The 17,330-nt window shown below is 69.3% G+C and carries 17 protein-coding genes; 7 read left to right on the forward strand and 10 right to left on the reverse strand.

Going from position 1 to position 17,330, the window contains the following annotated elements; genetic code table 11:
* Positions 1-82: 82 nt before the first annotated feature.
* Positions 83-820, reverse strand: a complete 738-nt coding sequence (locus ABE438_RS10290; RefSeq protein WP_346502517.1) for a response regulator — start codon at positions 818-820, stop codon at positions 83-85.
* A 151-nt stretch (positions 821-971) separates the two neighbouring features.
* Between ABE438_RS10290 and ABE438_RS10295 the strand changes: the two genes are divergently transcribed.
* Positions 972-1,727 carry a Crp/Fnr family transcriptional regulator gene (locus ABE438_RS10295; RefSeq protein WP_346502518.1) on the forward strand — a complete coding sequence of 252 codons (756 nt, stop codon included), beginning with the start codon at positions 972-974 and terminating at the stop codon, positions 1,725-1,727.
* A 67-nt stretch (positions 1,728-1,794) separates the two neighbouring features.
* On the forward strand, positions 1,795-3,666 hold the full coding sequence (locus ABE438_RS10300; RefSeq protein ID WP_346502607.1) for a hybrid sensor histidine kinase/response regulator: 1,872 nt from the start codon (positions 1,795-1,797) through the stop codon (positions 3,664-3,666).
* Between the two features lie 223 nt (positions 3,667-3,889).
* On the opposite strand, the gene ccoS is transcribed toward ABE438_RS10300, so the two are convergent.
* The 9 genes from ccoS to ABE438_RS10345 all read right to left on the reverse strand — a co-directional run bounded on the left by ccoS (position 3,890) and on the right by ABE438_RS10345 (position 12,625).
* On the reverse strand, positions 3,890-4,060 hold the full coding sequence (ccoS, locus tag ABE438_RS10305; RefSeq protein ID WP_346502519.1) for a cbb3-type cytochrome oxidase assembly protein CcoS: 171 nt from the start codon (positions 4,058-4,060) through the stop codon (positions 3,890-3,892).
* Positions 4,057-6,264 carry a heavy metal translocating P-type ATPase gene (locus tag ABE438_RS10310; RefSeq protein ID WP_346502520.1) on the reverse strand — a complete coding sequence of 736 codons (2,208 nt, stop codon included), beginning with the start codon at positions 6,262-6,264 and terminating at the stop codon, positions 4,057-4,059. The genes ccoS and ABE438_RS10310 overlap by 4 nt, the downstream gene beginning before the upstream one ends.
* Positions 6,265-6,269: 5 nt before the next feature.
* The gene (locus tag ABE438_RS10315; RefSeq protein WP_346502521.1) at positions 6,270-6,782 is read right to left on the reverse strand and encodes a FixH family protein; all 513 of its coding nucleotides are present in this window, start codon (positions 6,780-6,782) and stop codon (positions 6,270-6,272) included.
* A 54-nt stretch (positions 6,783-6,836) separates the two neighbouring features.
* Entirely contained in the window at positions 6,837-8,273 is a 1,437-nt protein-coding gene (ccoG, locus tag ABE438_RS10320; protein ID WP_346502522.1) for a cytochrome c oxidase accessory protein CcoG, read from the reverse strand.
* A gap of 2 nt (positions 8,274-8,275) precedes the next feature.
* On the reverse strand, positions 8,276-9,160 hold the full coding sequence (gene ccoP / locus ABE438_RS10325; protein ID WP_346502523.1) for a cytochrome-c oxidase, cbb3-type subunit III: 885 nt from the start codon (positions 9,158-9,160) through the stop codon (positions 8,276-8,278).
* A gap of 3 nt (positions 9,161-9,163) precedes the next feature.
* Positions 9,164-9,322: a cbb3-type cytochrome oxidase subunit 3 gene (locus ABE438_RS10330; protein WP_346502524.1), complete on the reverse strand. Its 159-nt coding sequence runs from the start codon at positions 9,320-9,322 to the stop codon at positions 9,164-9,166.
* A 5-nt stretch (positions 9,323-9,327) separates the two neighbouring features.
* Entirely contained in the window at positions 9,328-10,092 is a 765-nt protein-coding gene (ccoO, locus tag ABE438_RS10335) for a cytochrome-c oxidase, cbb3-type subunit II (RefSeq protein ID WP_346502525.1), read from the reverse strand.
* A 13-nt stretch (positions 10,093-10,105) separates the two neighbouring features.
* A complete protein-coding gene (ccoN, locus tag ABE438_RS10340; RefSeq protein ID WP_465248594.1) occupies positions 10,106-11,773 on the reverse strand; it encodes a cytochrome-c oxidase, cbb3-type subunit I in 1,668 nt (555 codons plus the stop codon).
* A gap of 99 nt (positions 11,774-11,872) precedes the next feature.
* Positions 11,873-12,625 (reverse strand): helix-turn-helix domain-containing protein, encoded by a 753-nt coding sequence (locus ABE438_RS10345; RefSeq protein WP_346502527.1) that lies wholly within the window; start codon positions 12,623-12,625, stop codon positions 11,873-11,875.
* Between the two features lie 515 nt (positions 12,626-13,140).
* Between ABE438_RS10345 and ABE438_RS10350 the strand changes: the two genes are divergently transcribed.
* The 5 genes from ABE438_RS10350 (at position 13,141) to ABE438_RS10370 (ending at position 17,307) form a co-directional block, all read left to right on the forward strand.
* On the forward strand, positions 13,141-14,118 hold the full coding sequence (locus tag ABE438_RS10350; RefSeq protein WP_346502528.1) for an ABC transporter substrate-binding protein: 978 nt from the start codon (positions 13,141-13,143) through the stop codon (positions 14,116-14,118).
* The gene (locus tag ABE438_RS10355) at positions 14,115-14,960 is read left to right on the forward strand and encodes an ABC transporter ATP-binding protein (RefSeq protein ID WP_346502529.1); all 846 of its coding nucleotides are present in this window, start codon (positions 14,115-14,117) and stop codon (positions 14,958-14,960) included. The genes ABE438_RS10350 and ABE438_RS10355 overlap by 4 nt, the downstream gene beginning before the upstream one ends.
* A gap of 3 nt (positions 14,961-14,963) precedes the next feature.
* The gene (locus tag ABE438_RS10360; protein ID WP_346502530.1) at positions 14,964-15,710 is read left to right on the forward strand and encodes an ABC transporter permease; all 747 of its coding nucleotides are present in this window, start codon (positions 14,964-14,966) and stop codon (positions 15,708-15,710) included.
* Between the two features lie 4 nt (positions 15,711-15,714).
* Positions 15,715-16,446: an ABC transporter permease gene (locus tag ABE438_RS10365; RefSeq protein WP_346502531.1), complete on the forward strand. Its 732-nt coding sequence runs from the start codon at positions 15,715-15,717 to the stop codon at positions 16,444-16,446.
* A 204-nt stretch (positions 16,447-16,650) separates the two neighbouring features.
* Positions 16,651-17,307 (forward strand): transglycosylase domain-containing protein, encoded by a 657-nt coding sequence (locus ABE438_RS10370; protein WP_346502532.1) that lies wholly within the window; start codon positions 16,651-16,653, stop codon positions 17,305-17,307.
* The last annotated feature ends 23 nt before the right edge of the window (positions 17,308-17,330 follow it).

Consider the following 17,330-nt stretch of genomic DNA (forward strand, 5'->3'; position numbering starts at 1 on the left):
CCTTCACTCCGCTGGAGGATCGATGCCGGGCAGCATGGACCTTGCCGTCATGGCAAGGTCAAGCGGCTGTCCCGCGCCGCGCTCAGGCCGGCTTGCCGGTGAAGACGTAGCCTACGCCGCGCACCGACTTGATCAGCACCGGCGCCTTGGGATCGGGCTCGACCTTCTTGCGCAGCCGGGCGATCTGCGCGTCGATCGAGCGGTCGAACGCCTCCAGCCGGCGCCCGCGCGTATGCTCCATCAGCATGTCGCGCGAGAAGACCCGGCCGGGATGGCCGGCCAGCACGGCCAGGATGTCGAACTCGCCGGTGGTCAGGGCGATCTCGCCGCCCGCGGCGGTGCGCAGTTCGCGCCGGTCGAGATCGAGCTGCAAACCGTCGAAGCGCAGCACACCGGCCTGCGCCGCCGGCTGCTCGCGCGCCTCCGCCTGCTGGCGCGGCCGGCGGCGCAGCACGGTGCGCAGCCGCGCCAGCACCTCGCGCAGATGGAAGGGCTTGGCGATGTAGTCGTCGGCGCCGACCTCGAGCCCGACGATGCGGTCGACCACGTCGTCGCGGCCGGTCAGCATGATGATCGGCAGGTCGGAGCGCGCCCGGACCTCGCGCGCCAGCATCAGCCCGTCCTCGCCGCCGGGCAGGACGAGATCGAGCAGGATGATGTCGATCGCCTCGTCCTGCAGGCAGTCGCGCATGCCGCGGCCGTCGGCGGCGGTCGAGACGCGATAGCCCTCCTCCTCGAAATAGCGCACCAGCATGGTCCGGATGCGCGGGTCGTCGTCGACGACGAGGATGTGCTCGGGGCGGGGCTGGCGATCAGCCATGGCGGCCGGGGCGAGGAATCGGACGGGCGAGCGGGAGCACCAAGGCCGTTACAATCCGTTACAAATCTGCACGGACGGTAACACGCGGATCGTTCGTCCGTCACGCGGCGCCTGTGAATTGCGACCATCGCATCACAGGGAACCGGTGGTCATGATCGTCGCCAGCGCCGCCTTGAGGCCATCCGGCCTCCAGCCCATCCTCGCTCCCGCCGCCGCGGCGCCGAGCCTGCACGCCCTGTTCCAGCGCCAGCCGGTCGAGACCGTCGAGCCCGGCGCCGCGATCGCCTGGGAAGGCGACCCGGCCGACCATGTCTTCGCGATCGAGAGCGGCGTGATGCGCGCCTTCCGCGTCCTGCCCGACGGGCGCCGCGTCATCGTCGCCTTCCTCTATCCCGGCGACCTCGTCGGCGTCGCCGCCGCCGATCTGCACGCCTGCACCGTCGAGGCGGTGAACGCCGTGCGCCTGCGCCGGCTCGGCCGCAACCGGTTCCGCGAGGCGGTCGAGGCCTCGCCGACGCTCTGGTCGCAATACACCACCCTGCTCTGCGCCGAGATGGCGGCGGCGCAGGACCATGCGGTCGTGCTCGCCCGCAAGAGCGCCGAGGAGCGCGTCTGCAACCTGCTGCTCAGGCTGGCGCGCCGCGCCGACGAGATCTGCGGCAATGCCTGCGTCATCGACCTGCCGATCAGCCGGCTCGATATGGCCGACCATCTCGGCCTGACGATCGAGACGGTCTCCCGCACCATGACCAATCTCGCCGGGCGCGGCATCGTCGCCGCCAATGGCCGCCATACGCTGGCGATCCGCCGGCTGGCCATGCTGGCCAACCTTGCCGGCGAGGACGCCGGGGCGGATAATCGCGGTTCGACCTCGCGCGCCGCGCGGCAGGCCGCACGCCCCCACTGACGATCGAGACTGCCCGGTGCCAACCAGTAGCGAGACCAAGGTCACCACGCAGCGCGATCTCGACGAGATGGTGCGTATCCTCGACGACGCCAACCTGATCGTCCACGACGTCGCCGGCCGTATCGAGCGCTGGACCGGCGGTTGCACCGAGCTCTACGGCTGGACCGCCGCGCAGGCCGAGGGCCGCGACGTCCATGCCCTGCTCGAGACCGAGTTCCCGGAGCCGCTGGAGGACATCCTGGCGCAGATTCGCGAGCACGGCGCCTGGCGCGGCGAACTGCGCCAGCGTCATCGTACCGGCCGGCCGATCACCGTCAGCAGCCGCTGGGTGACGGTGCAGCCCGAGGCCTCCGCGGAGCCCGTCATCGTGGCCAACAATCTCGACATTTCCGGGCTGAAGGCGGCGCAGACCGACCTGGCCGCACGCGAGGCGCATCTGCGCTCGATCCTCGAGACCGTGCCGGAGGCGATGGTCGTGATCGACGCCCGCGGCATCGTGCTCTCCTTCAGCAAGGCGGCGGAAGCGCTGTTCGGCCACGCCTCGGCCGAGATCTGCGGCCGCAATGTCAGCATGCTGATGCCGAATCCCGACCGCGACCGGCATGACGACTATATCCGCCGCTACATGACGACCGGCGAGCGCCGGATCATCGGCTTCGGGCGCATCGTCACCGGACTGAAGAAGGACGGCTCGACCTTCCCGATGGAGCTCGCCATCGGCGAGGCCTATACCGACGGGCAGCCGCTCTTCACCGGCTTCATCCGCGACCTGACCAGCCGCCACAAGATGGAAGAGGAGCTGCGGCAGGCGCAGAAGATGGAGGCCGTCGGCCAGCTCACCGGCGGCATCGCGCACGACTTCAACAACCTGCTCACAGTGATCAGCGGCAATCTCGAGATGATCGAGCGCCGGCTGCAGGACGAGCGCCTGCTCACCCTGCTGCGCGAGGCGCAGGAGGCGGCCGAGGATGGCGCCAAGCTCACCGGGCAGTTGCTCGCCTTCGGGCGGCGGCAGGCGCTGAACGCCAAGCTCTCCGATATCGGCGGGCTGGTCTCGACCTTCGCGGAGCTGCTGCGCCGCACGGTCGGCGAGGCGATCGAATTGCGCACCGTAGTGACGGGCGCCGGCAACAACGCCCTCGTCGACACCACTCAGCTGCAGAACGCGCTGCTCAACCTGACCCTCAACGCGCGCGACGCCATGCCCCGCGGCGGCCGCCTGACCATCGAGATCTCGCGCGTGCGGCTCGATGCCGATTATGCGCGCATGTATCCGCAGGTGCGCATCGGCGACTATGTGCTGGTCAGCGTCTCAGATACCGGCGTCGGCATGAGCCCCGAGGTGCGCCAGCGCGCCTTCGAGCCCTTCTTCACCACCAAGGGCGTCGGCGCCGGCACCGGGCTCGGCCTGTCGATGGTCTACGGCTTCGCCAAGCAGTCCGGCGGCCATGTCCAGCTCTACAGCGAGCCCGGCCGCGGCACGACGGTGCGCCTGTTCCTGCCGGCGGCGACGCCGCAGGCCGAGGCCGCCGCGCCGGCCCCGCTGCCGGAGGAGCTGCCGCCGGTGCCCGCCCCGCGCAGCCGCGAGCTGATCCTGGTGGTCGAGGACGATGCGCGCGTGCGCCGCGTCGCCGTCGCCCGGCTGGAGGATGAGGGCTACCGGGTGCTGGAGGCGGCCAATGGCGCCCAGGCGCTGGCCCTGGTCGAGCAGAACCCCGACATCGCCCTGCTCTTCACCGACATCGTCATGCCCGGCGGCATGCTCGGCGACGAGCTCGCCCGCCATGTCCGGGCGCTGCGCCCGGAGCTGCCTGTACTGTTCACCTCGGGCTTCGCCGAACCGGAGATCGCCGGGCGCGAGCTCAACCAGGGCGGCTGGCTGAAGAAGCCCTATACCGCCCGCGACCTGGCGGTGCGCCTGCGCCAGCTGCTCGACTGACGGGGGCGCCGCCCCGCATCCCAGGACGACCCGACGGCCCGGAGCCCCGCTCCGGGCCGTTCGCATTGCTGCCCGGCGCGACCGGAGCCTGAGCCCTGGCAAACCGGCCGGCCTATGCGGCCATCGCGGTCCGACGTCTTGCCGGCCTCCAAACGCAACATCCCGCCGCGCCGGGAGCGACGGGCGGGACGTCGAGCGCTGACATGCAGAGGCGCGGACGGGCTCAGTCCGCCTTGTCGGCCCCGCCATCCGGCAGGTCGTCGTCGGAGAGGATGCGCCAGCCCGGCCCCTCCATGTCGGCATATTGCCCGGTGCGCATGCTCCAGAAGAAGCCGGCGAGGCCGAGCAGGCCGAGACCGAGCGCCAGCGGCACCAGCACGACGAGAATGTTCATGACCCGGCCTCCTCGGAGACGGGCGCCGCCGGGCGGCCGGCCCGCAGCGCGTTGAGCGTGACGACGATCGAGGAGCCCGACATCGCCACCGCCGCGATCAGCGGCGTCGCCAGCCCGGCGACGGCGATCGGCACCGCCACGACATTGTAGAGCACGGAGAACCACAGGTTCTGCAGCATCAGCCCGCGCGCCTTGCGGGCGATGCGGATGCTGGCGGCGACGGGCGCCAGCGCGTCGCCGAGGAAGACGATGTCGGCCGAGGCCTGGGCGAGCTGCGTCGCGCTGATCGGCGACATCGAGGCATGCGCCCGCGCCAGTGCCGGCGCGTCGTTGAGCCCGTCGCCGACCATCAGCGTCCGCCGCCCGGCGGCGGCGAGCCGGTCCAGCTCGGCGATCTTCTGGTCCGGCCGCTGCCCGGCGCGGAAGGCGGCGACGCCGAGCTGCCGCGCCAGCGGCGCCACGGCCTCCTCCCGGTCGCCCGAGAGGATGACGATCTCCAGCCCGAGCGCGCGCAAGTCAGCCAGCGCCTCCACCGCATCCGGCCGCAGCCGCTGGTCGACGGCGAAGACGGCGCGGCGCGCGCCATGGCGCCAGGCGATCAGCGAGGCGCCGGGATGCCCGGCGGCGACGTCGGCGGCCTGCGCCTCGGCGCCGCAGAAGGCGACGCTGCCGAGGCGTATCTCGGCGCCGTCGACCATCGCCGACAGGCCGAGGCCGTGATGCTCCTGCACGCCGGCGGGCGGCGAAGGATCGCCGGCGGCGGCCGCGATCGGCCGGGCGAGCGGATGGCGGCTGGCGGCGGCGAGCGCGCCGGCCGCCGCGAGATCCTCAGCCGGGATCGCGTCCGCATTCGCCAGCGCCGGCTCCGGCAGGGTCAGCGTGCCGGTCTTGTCGAAGACGACGGTATCGGTCTCGGCCAGCCGCTCCAGCGCGTCGCCCTGCTTCAGCATGACCTTGCGACGGAACAGGGCGGAGGCGGCGACGACCTGCACGGCGGGGATCGCCAGGCCGAGAGCGCAGGGACAGGTGATGATCAGCACCGTCGCGGCGATGACCAGCGCCTGCGGCCAGGCCAGCCCGAAGGCGACCCAGCCGAGGAAGGTCGCCAGCGCCAGCGCGTGCACCACCGGCGCATAGAGGCGCGCGGCGCGGTCGGAGAGATGGACATAGCGCGAGCGGCTCTCCACCGCCTGGGCCATCAGCCGGTCGATCTCGTCGAGCAGCGTGCCGGCACCGGCCGCGACCACGCGCACCGTCAGCGCGCCCGACAGATTGAGCGTGCCGGCATGGACCTGCGCGCCGGCGGCGACGGAAGCCGGCGCCGTCTCGCCCGTGACCAGGCTCTGGTCGATCTCGGAGGCCCCGCTCTCGACGATGCCGTCGACGCTAACGCGTTCGCCCGGTCGCACCAGCACCAGCTCGCCCGGCGCGATCGCCGCGATCGGCACGGTGACCGTGCTGCCGTCGGCGGCGAGGCGTGTCGCGGTCTCGGCCTTGAGCGCGGCGAGGTTGCCGGCGAGGTCGCGGGTGCGCCGCCGCATCAGCTGGTCGAGATAGCGCCCGAGCAGCAGGAAGAAGAGCAGCATGACCACGCCGTCGAAATAGGCGTGCTCGGCATGGTTGAGCGTCTGCGCCACCGACATGATCAGCGTCAGCACGATGCCGATGGTGATCGGCACGTCCATGTTGACGTGGCCGCTGCGCAGGGCGCGCAGCGCGCTCTCGTAGAAGGGCCGGCCGGCATAGGCCGCCGTCGGCAGCGCGATCAGCGCCGACAGCCAGTGGAAGAAGTCGCGGGTGACCGGGTTGATGTCGTTTGTGTTGCCCGACCAGATCGAGACCGAGAGCAGCATCACGTTCATCGAGGCGAAGCCGGCGACGCCGAGATAGCGCAGCAGCCGCCTGTCCTCCTGCCGGTCGGCCTCCTGGGCGCTCTGCGGCAGGAAGGGATAGGCGCGGAAGCCGAGCGAGGCGAGCCGGGCGATCACCGCCTCCGGCCGCAGCGCCCCGTCGCGCCACTCCACCGTGACGCGCTTGAGCGCGAGGTTGACCCGCGCGCTCATCACGCCGGCCTCCTCGCGCAGGCCGCGCTCGATCGTGTGCATGCAGCCGGCGCAGCGGATGCCGTCGACCGCCAGCTCCATGCCCTCGACGCCGCCGGCTCCGTGGCGGACGAAGATCGACAGGTCCTGCTCGGCTGCCATGGTCGTCACTCTCCCAGCATCACGCGGCTGCGGGTCTCGAACAGCGTGGCGTCGTCGCGGGTGGCGGTCAGCGCCAACGTCCAGCCGCCGGCATGGGTCGCCGGCACCTGCGCCGCGTAGCGCCCGGGGGCGACCTCGCTCAGCTTCGCCTCATGGTCCTCGACGCGCCGGGCCGGATGCTCCAGCCGCACCGTGACGGCGAGCCCGGTGACCGGCTTGCCGGCCTTGTCGGCGAAGTCGACCGAGACCGCGGCCGCCTCGCCGGCCCGGCGCAGGCTGGCGTCCACCGTCCAGCCGCGGGCCTGCTGCGCGCGCATGCGGGCGATCTCGCCATTATAGCGCTGGCTCGATTCATAGGCGCTCTTCACGTCGACGCCCGGCATGGTGCTGATGGCAATGGTCATCATCACCGCGTTGACCCCCGCCACGACGGCGAAGAAGCCGACCATGGCGAGCAGCACCAGCCGGCCGGTGAGACGGAAGGGCTCGCGCGGCCGCGCCGGCACCTCGATCGGCATATGGAAACCTCCGCAACAGCTCATGGTCGTTCTCCGCATCGCCGTCCCGAGGGCTCAGGGCGCGATGAAATGATCCTCGGCGCGCACCACCTCGCCCGCGAACAGGTCGGCGGCGGTGAAGGTGACGGGCTGCGACTTCTCCAGCGGGATGCCGGCCGGCACGGTGACCAGCACCCGGATCTCGCGGGAGCTGTCGGGGCCGACGGTGACCACCGGTCGGACATCGGCCGTGGCCGAGACGCCGACCGTCTCGATCCGTGCCCCGACCGGCCCGGAGACCGTCAGCGCGAAGGGCCTTGCCTCGGGCCGCTTGTTGAGCAGGCGCACCGTGTAGCTGTTGCGGATTCCGCCGTCGCTCAGCCTGACATAGAGCGGGGTGCGCTCGTGCAGCACCGAGATGCCGGCCGTGCTGCGCGTCGCCAGCTGGTAGATCATCGCGCCGCCGACCACGACGATCAGCGCCGTATAGATCGCGGTGCGCGAACGCAGCGTCCGGTAGACCGGCTTCTCGCCGGCGAGGCGCCGCTCGACATTCTGCTGCGTGTCGTAGGCGATCAGCCCCTGCGGATAGCCGACCTTGTCCATCACCGTGTTGCAGGCGTCGATGCACAGCCCGCACTGGATGCAGGCCATCTGGGCGCCGTCGCGGATGTCGATGCCGGTCGGGCAGACGGCGACGCACTGGTTGCAGTCGACGCAGTCGCCGGCCGGCGCGCCCTGCTCGCGCAGGCGCCTGGCCTGCTTGACCGAGACACGCGGATCGCCGCGATCGTAGCGATAGGTGACGTTGAGCGCGTCGTCATCGGTCAGCGCCGCCTGGATGCGCGGCCAGGGGCACATGAAGGTGCAGACCTGCTCGCGCATGATGCCGGCGAGCGAATAGGTCGTGAAGGTCAGGATCGCGATCCAGACATAGGCGGAGAGCGGCGCGGTGAAGGTCGCGAGCTCCTTCACCAGGGTCGGCGCGTCGGAGAAGTAGAGCACCCAGGCGCCGCCGGTCCACCAGGCGATCACCAGCCAGACGCTGTGCTTGGCCAGCTTGCGCCAGGCCTTGTCGAAGGACCAGGGCGCCTCGTCGCGCCGCATGCGCTCGCGGCGGTCGCCCTCGAACAGGCGCTCGACCGCCATGAACAGGTCGGTCCACACCGTCTGCGGGCAGAGATAGCCGCACCAGACCCGGCCGGCGACCGCGTTCATCAGGAAGAGGATGAACGCGGCCATGATCAGCAGGCCGGTGAAGTAGTAGACCTCCTGCGGCCAGATCTCGATGAAGAAGAAGTAGAAGCGGTTGTTGGCGATATCGGCCAGCACCGCCTGGTTCGGCAGGTTCGGCCCCCGGTCCCAGCGCAGGAACGGCAGCAGGTAGTAGATGCCCAGGCAGACGACGAGGATGACCCACTTCGCCCGGCGATAGGGGCCGGACACGCTCTGGGGATAGACCTTCTTCGACGGAGCGAAGAGCGGCAGGTCATCCGCGTCGACAGTCGCCATGGCTATTCACCCCCGCCCAGCGCGTGGACGTAGACCGTCAGGGCCTTGATCGTGGTGGGATCGAGGCGCTGGCTCCAGGCCGGCATCACCCCGGCACGGCTGTTCGAGATGGTGTCGACCAGCGTGTCGAGCTCCATGCCGTAGAGCGAGATCGCGTCGGTCAGGTTGGGCGCACCGAGGTCGCGGCTGCCCTTGCCCTGCTCGCCATGGCAGGAGGCGCAGTTGTCGGCGAAGACCGTGCGCCCACCGGCGAGATCGGCGCCCTGCTCGGTCGGCAGGCCGGCGAGTTCGCGGACATGGTTGGCCACCGCGCGGATCTGCTTGGCGTCCAGCATCTTGTCGCGGCCGAAGGCCGGCATCTGGCTGACGCGGGTGTCCGGATCGTTGGCGAAGCGGATGCCGTGCTGCAGCGTGGTCTGGATGTCCTCCAGCTTGCCGCCCCAGAGCCAGTCGTCGTCGTTCAGGTTGGGATAGCCCTTGGCACCGGCGCCGCCGACGCCGTGGCAGGCGGCGCAATTGTCGCCGAAGGCGGCCTTGCCCTGGGCCATGGCGACGCGGAACAGGTCCGGATCGGCCTTGATCTGCTGGAGGCTGGCCTCGGACAGGCCCTTGGCCAGCGAGGCGCGCTGCTGCTTCATCGCCTCGAGATCGGCGGCGATCTCCAGGCGCGAGGAGTAGCCGATCACGCCCTTGGTCGCGTCGGTGATCAGCGGCCAGGCCGGATAGATCACCCAGTAGCCGATCGACCAGATGATGGTCGCGTAGAAGATGCCGAGCCACCAGCGCGGCAGCGGCGTGTTCAGCTCCTGGATGCCGTCCCAGTCATGGCCGGTAGTCGACTGGCCGGTGACGGCGTCGATCCTGGGGGTGTCGTGCGGTTCGGCCATGGCTCAATCCTCGCGCAGGGGCGTACGGGCGGCCTCCTCGAACCGGTCGCGGTTCGAGGGCCAGAAGGCGTAGGCGCAGACGGCGAGGAAGATGCCCATGAAGTAGAGCACGCCGGTGGACTGCGCGAACTGGGCGAGCCAGGCATAGGTGGATGTCGTCATGGCGCTCACCGGATGTTGGCCTTGTCGTCGTAGAGCTTGAAGTCGACGAGGGTGCCGAGGACTTGGAGATAGGCGATCAGCGCGTCGGCTTCGGTGATCCGCTTGGGATCGCCGTCGAAGTCGCGGATCTGGGCCTTGGGATAGCGGGCCTCGAACTCCGCGGCCTTGGGATGGTCGGGATTCGCCTGGGCCTCGAGATCGGTCGCGGCGCGCGCGATCATCTCGTCGGTGTAGGGCACGCCGCCGAGGCGGTTGACCTTGAGATGGTCGGCGATGTCGGCGTAGCGCAGCTCGGTCTTCGCCAGGAAGGGATAGCCCGGCATGATCGACTGCGGCACCAGATCGCGCGGGCGCTTCAGATGCGCCAGCTGCCATTCGTCGGAGTACTTGCCGCCGACGCGCGCCAGGTCTGGCCCGGTGCGCTTGGAGCCCCACTGGAAGGGCTTGTCGTACATGCTCTCGGCCGCCAGCGAGTAGTGGCCATAGCGCTCGATCTCGTCGCGCAGCGGCCGGATCATCTGGCTGTGGCAGTTGTAGCAGCCCTCGCGGACATAGATGTTGCGGCCCGCCAGCTCGAGCGGCGTGTAGGGACGCATCCCCTCCACGGTCTCGATCGTGTTGCGCAGGTAGAACAGCGGCGCGATTTCGATCAGGCCGCCCACCGAGATCACGATCAGGATGCCGATCACCAGGATGATCGAGTTCGTCTCGAAGATCTTGTGCTTGGACCAGAGCGACTTGCGCGGCGCAGGGTTGTCGAGGCTCGACATGGATGTCCGTTCCTTACTCTGCGGGGACGAGGCGCGGCCCGAACCCGGTCTCGGGTTCCGCGGCGCCGACGGCGGGGCTGCGCACCGTCATCCAGAGGTTGAAGGCCATGATCAGCGCGCCGATCAGGAACAGTGCGCCGCCCATCGCGCGGATCACGTAATAGGGCTTCATCGCCGCAACCGTCTCGATGAACGAGTATTCGAGGAAGCCGAGCGAGGTGTAGGCGCGCCACATCAGGCCCTGCATGATCCCGGAGACCCACATCGCCGAGATGTAGAGCACGATGCCGAGCGTCGAGATCCAGAAGTGCCAGTTCACCAGCTTGAGCGAATACAGGTTCTTGCGGTTCCACAGCCACGGCACGAGGCAGTAGAGCGCGCCGAAGGAGATGTAGGCGACCCAGCCCAGCGCGCCGGAATGCACGTGGCCGATGGTCCAGTCGGTGTAGTGCGACAGGGAGTTGACCGCCTTGATCGACATCAGCGGGCCTTCGAAGGTCGACATGCCGTAGAAGGCGAGCGAGACGACCATCATCCGCAGCACCGGATCGGTGCGCAGCTTGTCCCAGGCGCCCGAGAGCGTCATCAGGCCGTTGATCATGCCGCCCCAGGAGGGCATCCACAGCATGATCGAGAAGGTCATGCCCAGCGTCTGCGCCCAGTCCGGCAGCGCGGTGTAGTGCAGATGGTGCGGGCCGGCCCAGATGTAGAGGAAGATCAGCGCCCAGAAGTGGATGATCGACAGCCGGTAGCTGTAGACCGGCCGCTCGGCCCGCTTCGGCACGAAATAGTACATGATGGCGAGGAAGCCGGCGGTCAGGAAGAAGCCGACCGCGTTATGGCCGTACCACCACTGGAACATCGCGTCCTGGACGCCCGACCACAGCACATAGGACTTCGGCGAGAACAGCGAGACCGGCACGGCGGCGTTGTTGCCGATGTGCAGCACCGCGATGGTCAGGATGAAGCCGAGATAGAACCAGTTCGCCACATAGATGTGGGGTTCCTTGCGCTTGGCCAACGTCGCCAGGAACACCAGCAGGTACACGACCCAGACGATGGTCAGCCACAGATCGGCATACCATTCCGGCTCGGCGTATTCCTTGCCCTGCGTCACGCCGAGCAGGTAGCCCGTGCCGGCGATGACGATGAACAGGTTGTAGCCCAGGATCACGAACCAGGGCGACAGGTCGCCGGCCAGCCGGGCGCGGCAGGTGCGCTGGACCACGTAGAACGAGGTGCCGAGCAGCACGTTGCCGCCGAAGGCGAAGATCACCGCCGAGGTGTGCAGCGGCCGCAGGCGGCCAAAATTGATCCAGGGCAGGTCGAAGTTCAGGTCGGGGAAGGCGAGCTGGAGCGCGATGATCAGGCCGACCGTGAAGCCGGCGATGCCCCAGACCATCGCGGCCACGGTGGCGAACTTCACCGGGCCCATATTGTAGTTCGGCCGTCCGTCGATCTCCTGCGGCGCGGGCATCTCGCCCGGCCGGAAGCAACGATTGCCGATGATGAACACGCTGCCGATCGCCGCCAGCACGCCGATGCCGGCATGGAAGGCGTAGGCCTGATCTTCGGTCAGCGCCGCGATGATCAGCAGCGGCAGGACGAGGACGGCTGCGATCAGCATGCCTCCCAGCTCTCCCGCCGTCGCTCTGCGAACCGGATATCCCGTCGCCGCCATCTGCCCCACCTCTCCTGCTCGCTGCGGCGCAACACGCCATGGAGCGAGCGTTATCGGGCGGGCCGAAGATTGGCTTTGATCTAAATCAACGGCTGTGGATCAGGCCGCCGCTAGGCGCGCCATGCGCTCGCCGTCGAGCAGCCGCACCCCGTCGGGAACCAGGAGGATCGCGCCTTCGCGCGCCAGCCGGTTCAGCCCGCGGCTCACCGTCTCGATGGTCAGGCCGAGGAAATCGGCGATGTCCTGGCGGCCCATCGGCAGGGCGACGGTCGGCGAGTCGCGGCCGACGCGGGCCCAGCGCTCGCGCATGCCGAGCAGGAAGCAGACCAGCCGCTCCTCCGCCGTGCGCCGCCCGAGCAGCAGCATCTGCTCCTGCGCCAGCGCGAGCTCGCGCGCCGTGTCCTCGTGCAGGCGGCGCAGCAGATGCGGCCGCGTATCGACGAAGGCGAGATAGGTCGAGCGCGGGAAGGCGCAGGCCACGACCGGAGTGACGGCGTCGGCGGAGAAGGCGAAGGTCTCGGTCGAGGCGAAGCCGAGCACCTCGCCCGGCAGGGCGAAGCCGACGATCTGGCGCCGCCCGTCGCGCAGGAGCTTGTAGAGCCGCGCCATGCCGCTGGTCAGGCTGTAGATCGCGTCGGCGCGCTGGCCCTCGACGAAGAGGCTCTCGCGCACGGCGAAGCTCAGCGGGTGTGAAAGTCCCTGCAGCTGGCCGATCTCCGCGTGCGACAGGCAGGCGCAGGCGCTGCGCTCGCGCACCGTGCAGTCCTCGCAGGTCGAGGCCCGGCGGCGCGGCACGGAGACCGCGCCCGGCGCAGGGCGCGGCGAAGGACTGGGCGGTGGCGCCTGCGTCATCGCGGCACGTCTCCTGCACGGCATGAGGTCTGCATGGCGCGGACAGGCGCGCCGCAGCCCCCGCCATGCACCCGAACCGCGCCGGGGCGTTTGATCTGGATCAAGGCGCGCATGCATCTCGCCAAGACCCGGCGGAGGCACACCAATGAAAAAATAATTCGTATGCAAACTAATTTTAGATCGCGACCGGCGCGAATGCAGCCTTGCCAGCCCCAGGCCGCCCTCCGATGCTGAGCCGCACGGACGGCGACTCGCCGTCATCCCTCCCCCGAAGCAGCCGAAGCGATGATCTCCTGCGATATGCACCCGAAACGGCCGAACCTGGCCGCAATCTTGCCTGCGCGCTTTCCGGCACGGGCCGCTCCGGCGCGCGCGCCGCTGCCCGGCATCCGGGCAGAAGCCCGCTTGACAAGCCCAAGCCATGTTGAGACTGTTATTTGTATACAAATGAAAAGGGGTCTTCCCGAACGCAACGGTAGCAGCCGGCGTCCGGGTCTTTCGAACGGGAGAGAGGAATGACGGCTTTCTTTGGGTTGCGGCAGCTGGGCATCGCCGCCCTCGCCGCGCTGGCCTTCCAGATGCCGGCCAAGGCCGAAGAGATTTCCGTGACCCAGTGGGGCAACAGCCTGTACGGCGCCCCCTATGCGGTCGCGATGGAGAAGGGCCTGTTCAAGAAGGCCGGCATCGACATCACCGGCATTCTCGGCTCCGGCGGCGGCGGCACCACGGTGCGCAACATCCTGGCGAGCCCCACGCCCTATGGCGAGGTCGCGGTCTCGGCGGCGCTGGCCGCCAAGGCACAGGGCCTCGACGTCGTCATCGTCAACACCGGCGCCCGCTCGGTCGCCGAGGCGTCGATGGTGACCATGCCGAACTCCGACGTGAAGACCGTCGCCGACCTCGTCGGCAAGAAGGTCGCGATCACCTCGCCGCGCTCGGTCTCCGAGATGCTGCTGCTGATGGTGCTGCGCGAGAAGGGCATCGACCCGGCCAAGGTCCAGCGCGTCGCCGCCGGCGGCTATGTCCCGGCGCTGACCATGATGGAGCAGGGCGCGGTCGCCGGCTCCGTGCTGATCGAGCCGCTCTCGATCATCCGCAAGGCGCAGTATCGCACGGTCTACAAGGCCGGCGACGTGCTGAAGCCGATGACCACCTCGGTCGGCATCACCACCAGCAAGTTCGCCAAGGAGCAGCCGGAGAAGCTCAAGGCGATCATCGCCGGCCGGCGCGCCGGCGTGCAGGCGATCTATGCCGACCCGGTCGAGGCCGGCAAGATCATCGAGAAGGTCTACAAGCTCGAGCCCGAGATCGCCCGGGAATCGGTCGAGAACATGGTGCCGCCCAAGATGTGGAGCGAGGGCGAGTTCAGCATCGAGGAGCTGAACCGCATGGTCGACGGCCTCAAGCTGATCGGCCACGTCAAGGAGGACATCGACTGGTCGACCCTGCTCGACGACAGCTTCCTCCCCGCCGATCTCAAGGCCAAGCGATGAGCGCGGCGTCCTCGGGGGCCAAGGTCGTGCCGCTCTCCCCGCAGTCGCCCGCCCGCGAGGTCCACGCCCAGCTGCGCGGCGTCACCCGCGTCTTCCAGCTGCCGACCTCGACGCTGCACGCGCTCGGCCCGATCGATCTCGATCTGGCCAAGGGCGAGTTCTTCTCGGTGGTCGGCCCCTCGGGCTGCGGCAAGTCCACCCTGCTCGACATCCTCGCCGGGCTCTCGGCCCCGCAATCGGGCACCGCCACCTTCGAGGGCAAGCCGGTCTCCGGCGTGCCCGACGGCGTCGGCGTGGTCTTCCAGGAGGACGCCTCCTTCCCCTGGCTCAACGTCCGCGACAACGTCGCCTTCGGCCTGCGCCGGGCCGGCGTCGATGCGGCCGAGATCGCCCGCCGCGTCGATTATGCGGTCGGCTTCATGGGGCTGAAGGACTTCGCCTCCTCCTACCCCGCCCAGCTCTCCGGCGGCATGCGCCAGCGCGTCTGCATCGCCCGCACCCTGGTGATGCAGCCGCGGCTGATCCTGCTCGACGAGCCCTTCGGCGCGCTCGACCAGCAGACGCGCCTGCTGATGGGCGACGAACTGCTGCGGCTCTGGCGCGAGACCTCGGCGACGGTGCTGCTGATCACCCACGCGCTCGACGAGGCCGCCATGCTCTCCGACCGCGTCGGCGTGATGTCGACCCGGCCCGGCACCTTCATCGACTTCGTCGAGACCGGCTGGGAGCGCGACCGCGACAGCCGCGTGGTGTCGACGCCACATTTCGGCGACATCACCGCGCGCCTCTGGGAGAAGCTGCGGGTCGAGGCCATGAAGATCATGGCGTCCGGGAAGGATTGAGCGATGACGGAGAAGCGCCTGCGCATCCTCGTCGTCCTGGGAATGATCGCGCTGGTCGAGCTGCTCTGCCGGACCGGGATCATCCCCTACACGGTGATGATGTCGCCGATCCAGATGACCGGCGAGATGGTCCGCGTCCTCGCCTCCGGCCAGTTCTCGGCCGACATCGTCACGAGCTTCGCCAACATCGCCATCGCGACGGTGGTCTCGATCCTGCTCGGCTTCGTGCTCGGGCTGATCATCTACGCCATGCCCGGCGTGCGCCGGGCGCTGGAGCCGCTGCTCGCCAGCTATTATGCGGTGCCGACCTTCGTGTTCTACCCGATCTTCGTGACGCTGTTCGGCGTCGGCTCGGCCTCGATCATCTCGATCGCCGTGCTGCTGGCGGTGGTCTCGATGATCACCGCGACGCTGAACGGGCTCGACCGCATCCCGCGCGTACTGCGCAAGACCGGGCAGATCTACCGGATGTCGCGGGTGCAGACCGCGCTGCTGATCGAGTTGCCGGCCGCCCTGCCCTATCTCTTCACCGGGGTGAAGCTCTCGGTCGCCTATTCGTTCATCGGGGTGATCGCCTCCGAGTTCATCCTCTCCGGCGCCGGGATCGGCTACGCCATCGCCTTCGCCTACAATCTCTTCGAGAACGGCGACATGTACGGGCTGATGCTGCTCGTGCTCGTGGTGGTGACGATCGTCAACACGGCCCTCAACATGATCGACCGGCGCCTCCAGGCGCGCAGGCAGCGGTGACGCCATGCCCAGACTAGCCGGAACGCTCATCGTCCTGCTCTGCTTCCTGGTGATGTGGCAGGGCTTCCACCTGCTCGTCGGCGCCTCCGCCATCGCCTCGCCGCTGCAGACCGTGCTCAAGCTCGGCACGCTGCTGACCCAGGCCGATTTCTGGGCCAACATCTCCGAGACGATGCGGGCCTTCGTCGCCGCCTTCGCGATCTCGCTGGCGGGCGGCGTCACGCTCGGCATCGTGCTCGGGGTGCGGCGGCTCGCCGGCAACGTCGCCGAGCCGATCCTGACGACGCTCTATTCGATCCCGAAAGTGGTGCTCTATCCGCTGGTGCTGCTCTGCTTCGGGCTCGGCATCTCGGCCAAGATCGCCTTCGGCGTCATGCACGGGCTGATCCCGATCACCCTGTTCTCGATGAACGCCATCCGCCAGATGAAGCCGGTCTACGGCCGCACCGCGCAGGTGATGCGGCTGTCGCCGACGCAATCGGCCTTCACGGTGATCATGCCGGCGATCCTGCCGGAGATCATCTCGGGCGTGCGGCTCGGCTTCTCGCTGACCCTGCTCGGCGTGCTAATCGGCGAGATGTTCGCTTCGCAGCGCGGCCTCGGCTTCCTGCTGACCAACGCCATCAATATCGGCCAGGTCGACACGATCATGGCGGTGGCGCTGCTGCTGACCGTATTCGCCGTGACCTGCAACAGCCTGATGATGCTGCTCGACCGGCAGGTCTCGCACCGCTGAGGCCGCAGGGCCTGCTGCAAGGACGAAACGCGACGGGCGCCCTTCCGGGCCGCCCGTCGTTTTGTCGGGGCCTGCGCCGCGGCGCCCGCCATCTTCCAACCGTGAAACTGTGTGAACTCGACCGCATCGGATTCGCGCGGCTGCGGATCAGGCGGGCCGGCATGGTGCCACCGGCGGGCCCGGGAGCACGGCTGGGGAGGCGACATGAAGCGGCTGATGATCGGAGCGGGCATCCTCGTCGGCCTGCTGGTCGTGGCGACGCTGCTCTATGGCGGCAAGGGCTATTGGGATGCCCTGTCGGACGCGCCGCGACTGGGCGCGCGGGCGGACGCCCTGATCGCGCAGGGGCAAGGCGCAGGCTCGCTCGGCCCCGGCCAGTACGCGATCCTGCTCGCGGTCGAGGACCCGAATTTCGCCGGGCACTCCGGTGTCGATCTCTCGACGCCGGGAGCCGGCGCCACCACGATCACCCAGTCGGCCGCCAAACGCCTCGCCTTCGAGCGCTTCCGCCCCGGCATCGGCAAAATCAGGCAGACCGGCTACGCCCTCGGCCTGGAACGCCGGCTCTCCAAGGAGCAGATCCTGGCGCTCTGGCTCGACACGCTCGAAATGGGCGAGGGGCCGGACGGCTGGATGACGGGTTTCCATCGGGCCAGCCGAGCGATCTACGGCCGCCCGCCGGCTACGCTCACCGATCCCGAGTTCCTCCGCCTCGTCGCCGTGCTCATCGCCCCGGCGACCTACCGGCTGCGCGGCGACGATCCGGCCCTCGACGAGCGCGTCCGGCGGATCACACGGCTGGTGGCGGGCGCCTGCCAGCCGTCCGGCCATGGCGACGTCTGGCTCGACGCCTGCCGCTGAACCGCGCGACTGCCCGTCGCAGG

The sequence above is a fragment of the Allobosea sp. TWI1241 genome (genome assembly GCF_039673065.1).
In the GTDB taxonomy this organism is placed as follows: domain Bacteria; phylum Pseudomonadota; class Alphaproteobacteria; order Rhizobiales; family Beijerinckiaceae; genus Allobosea.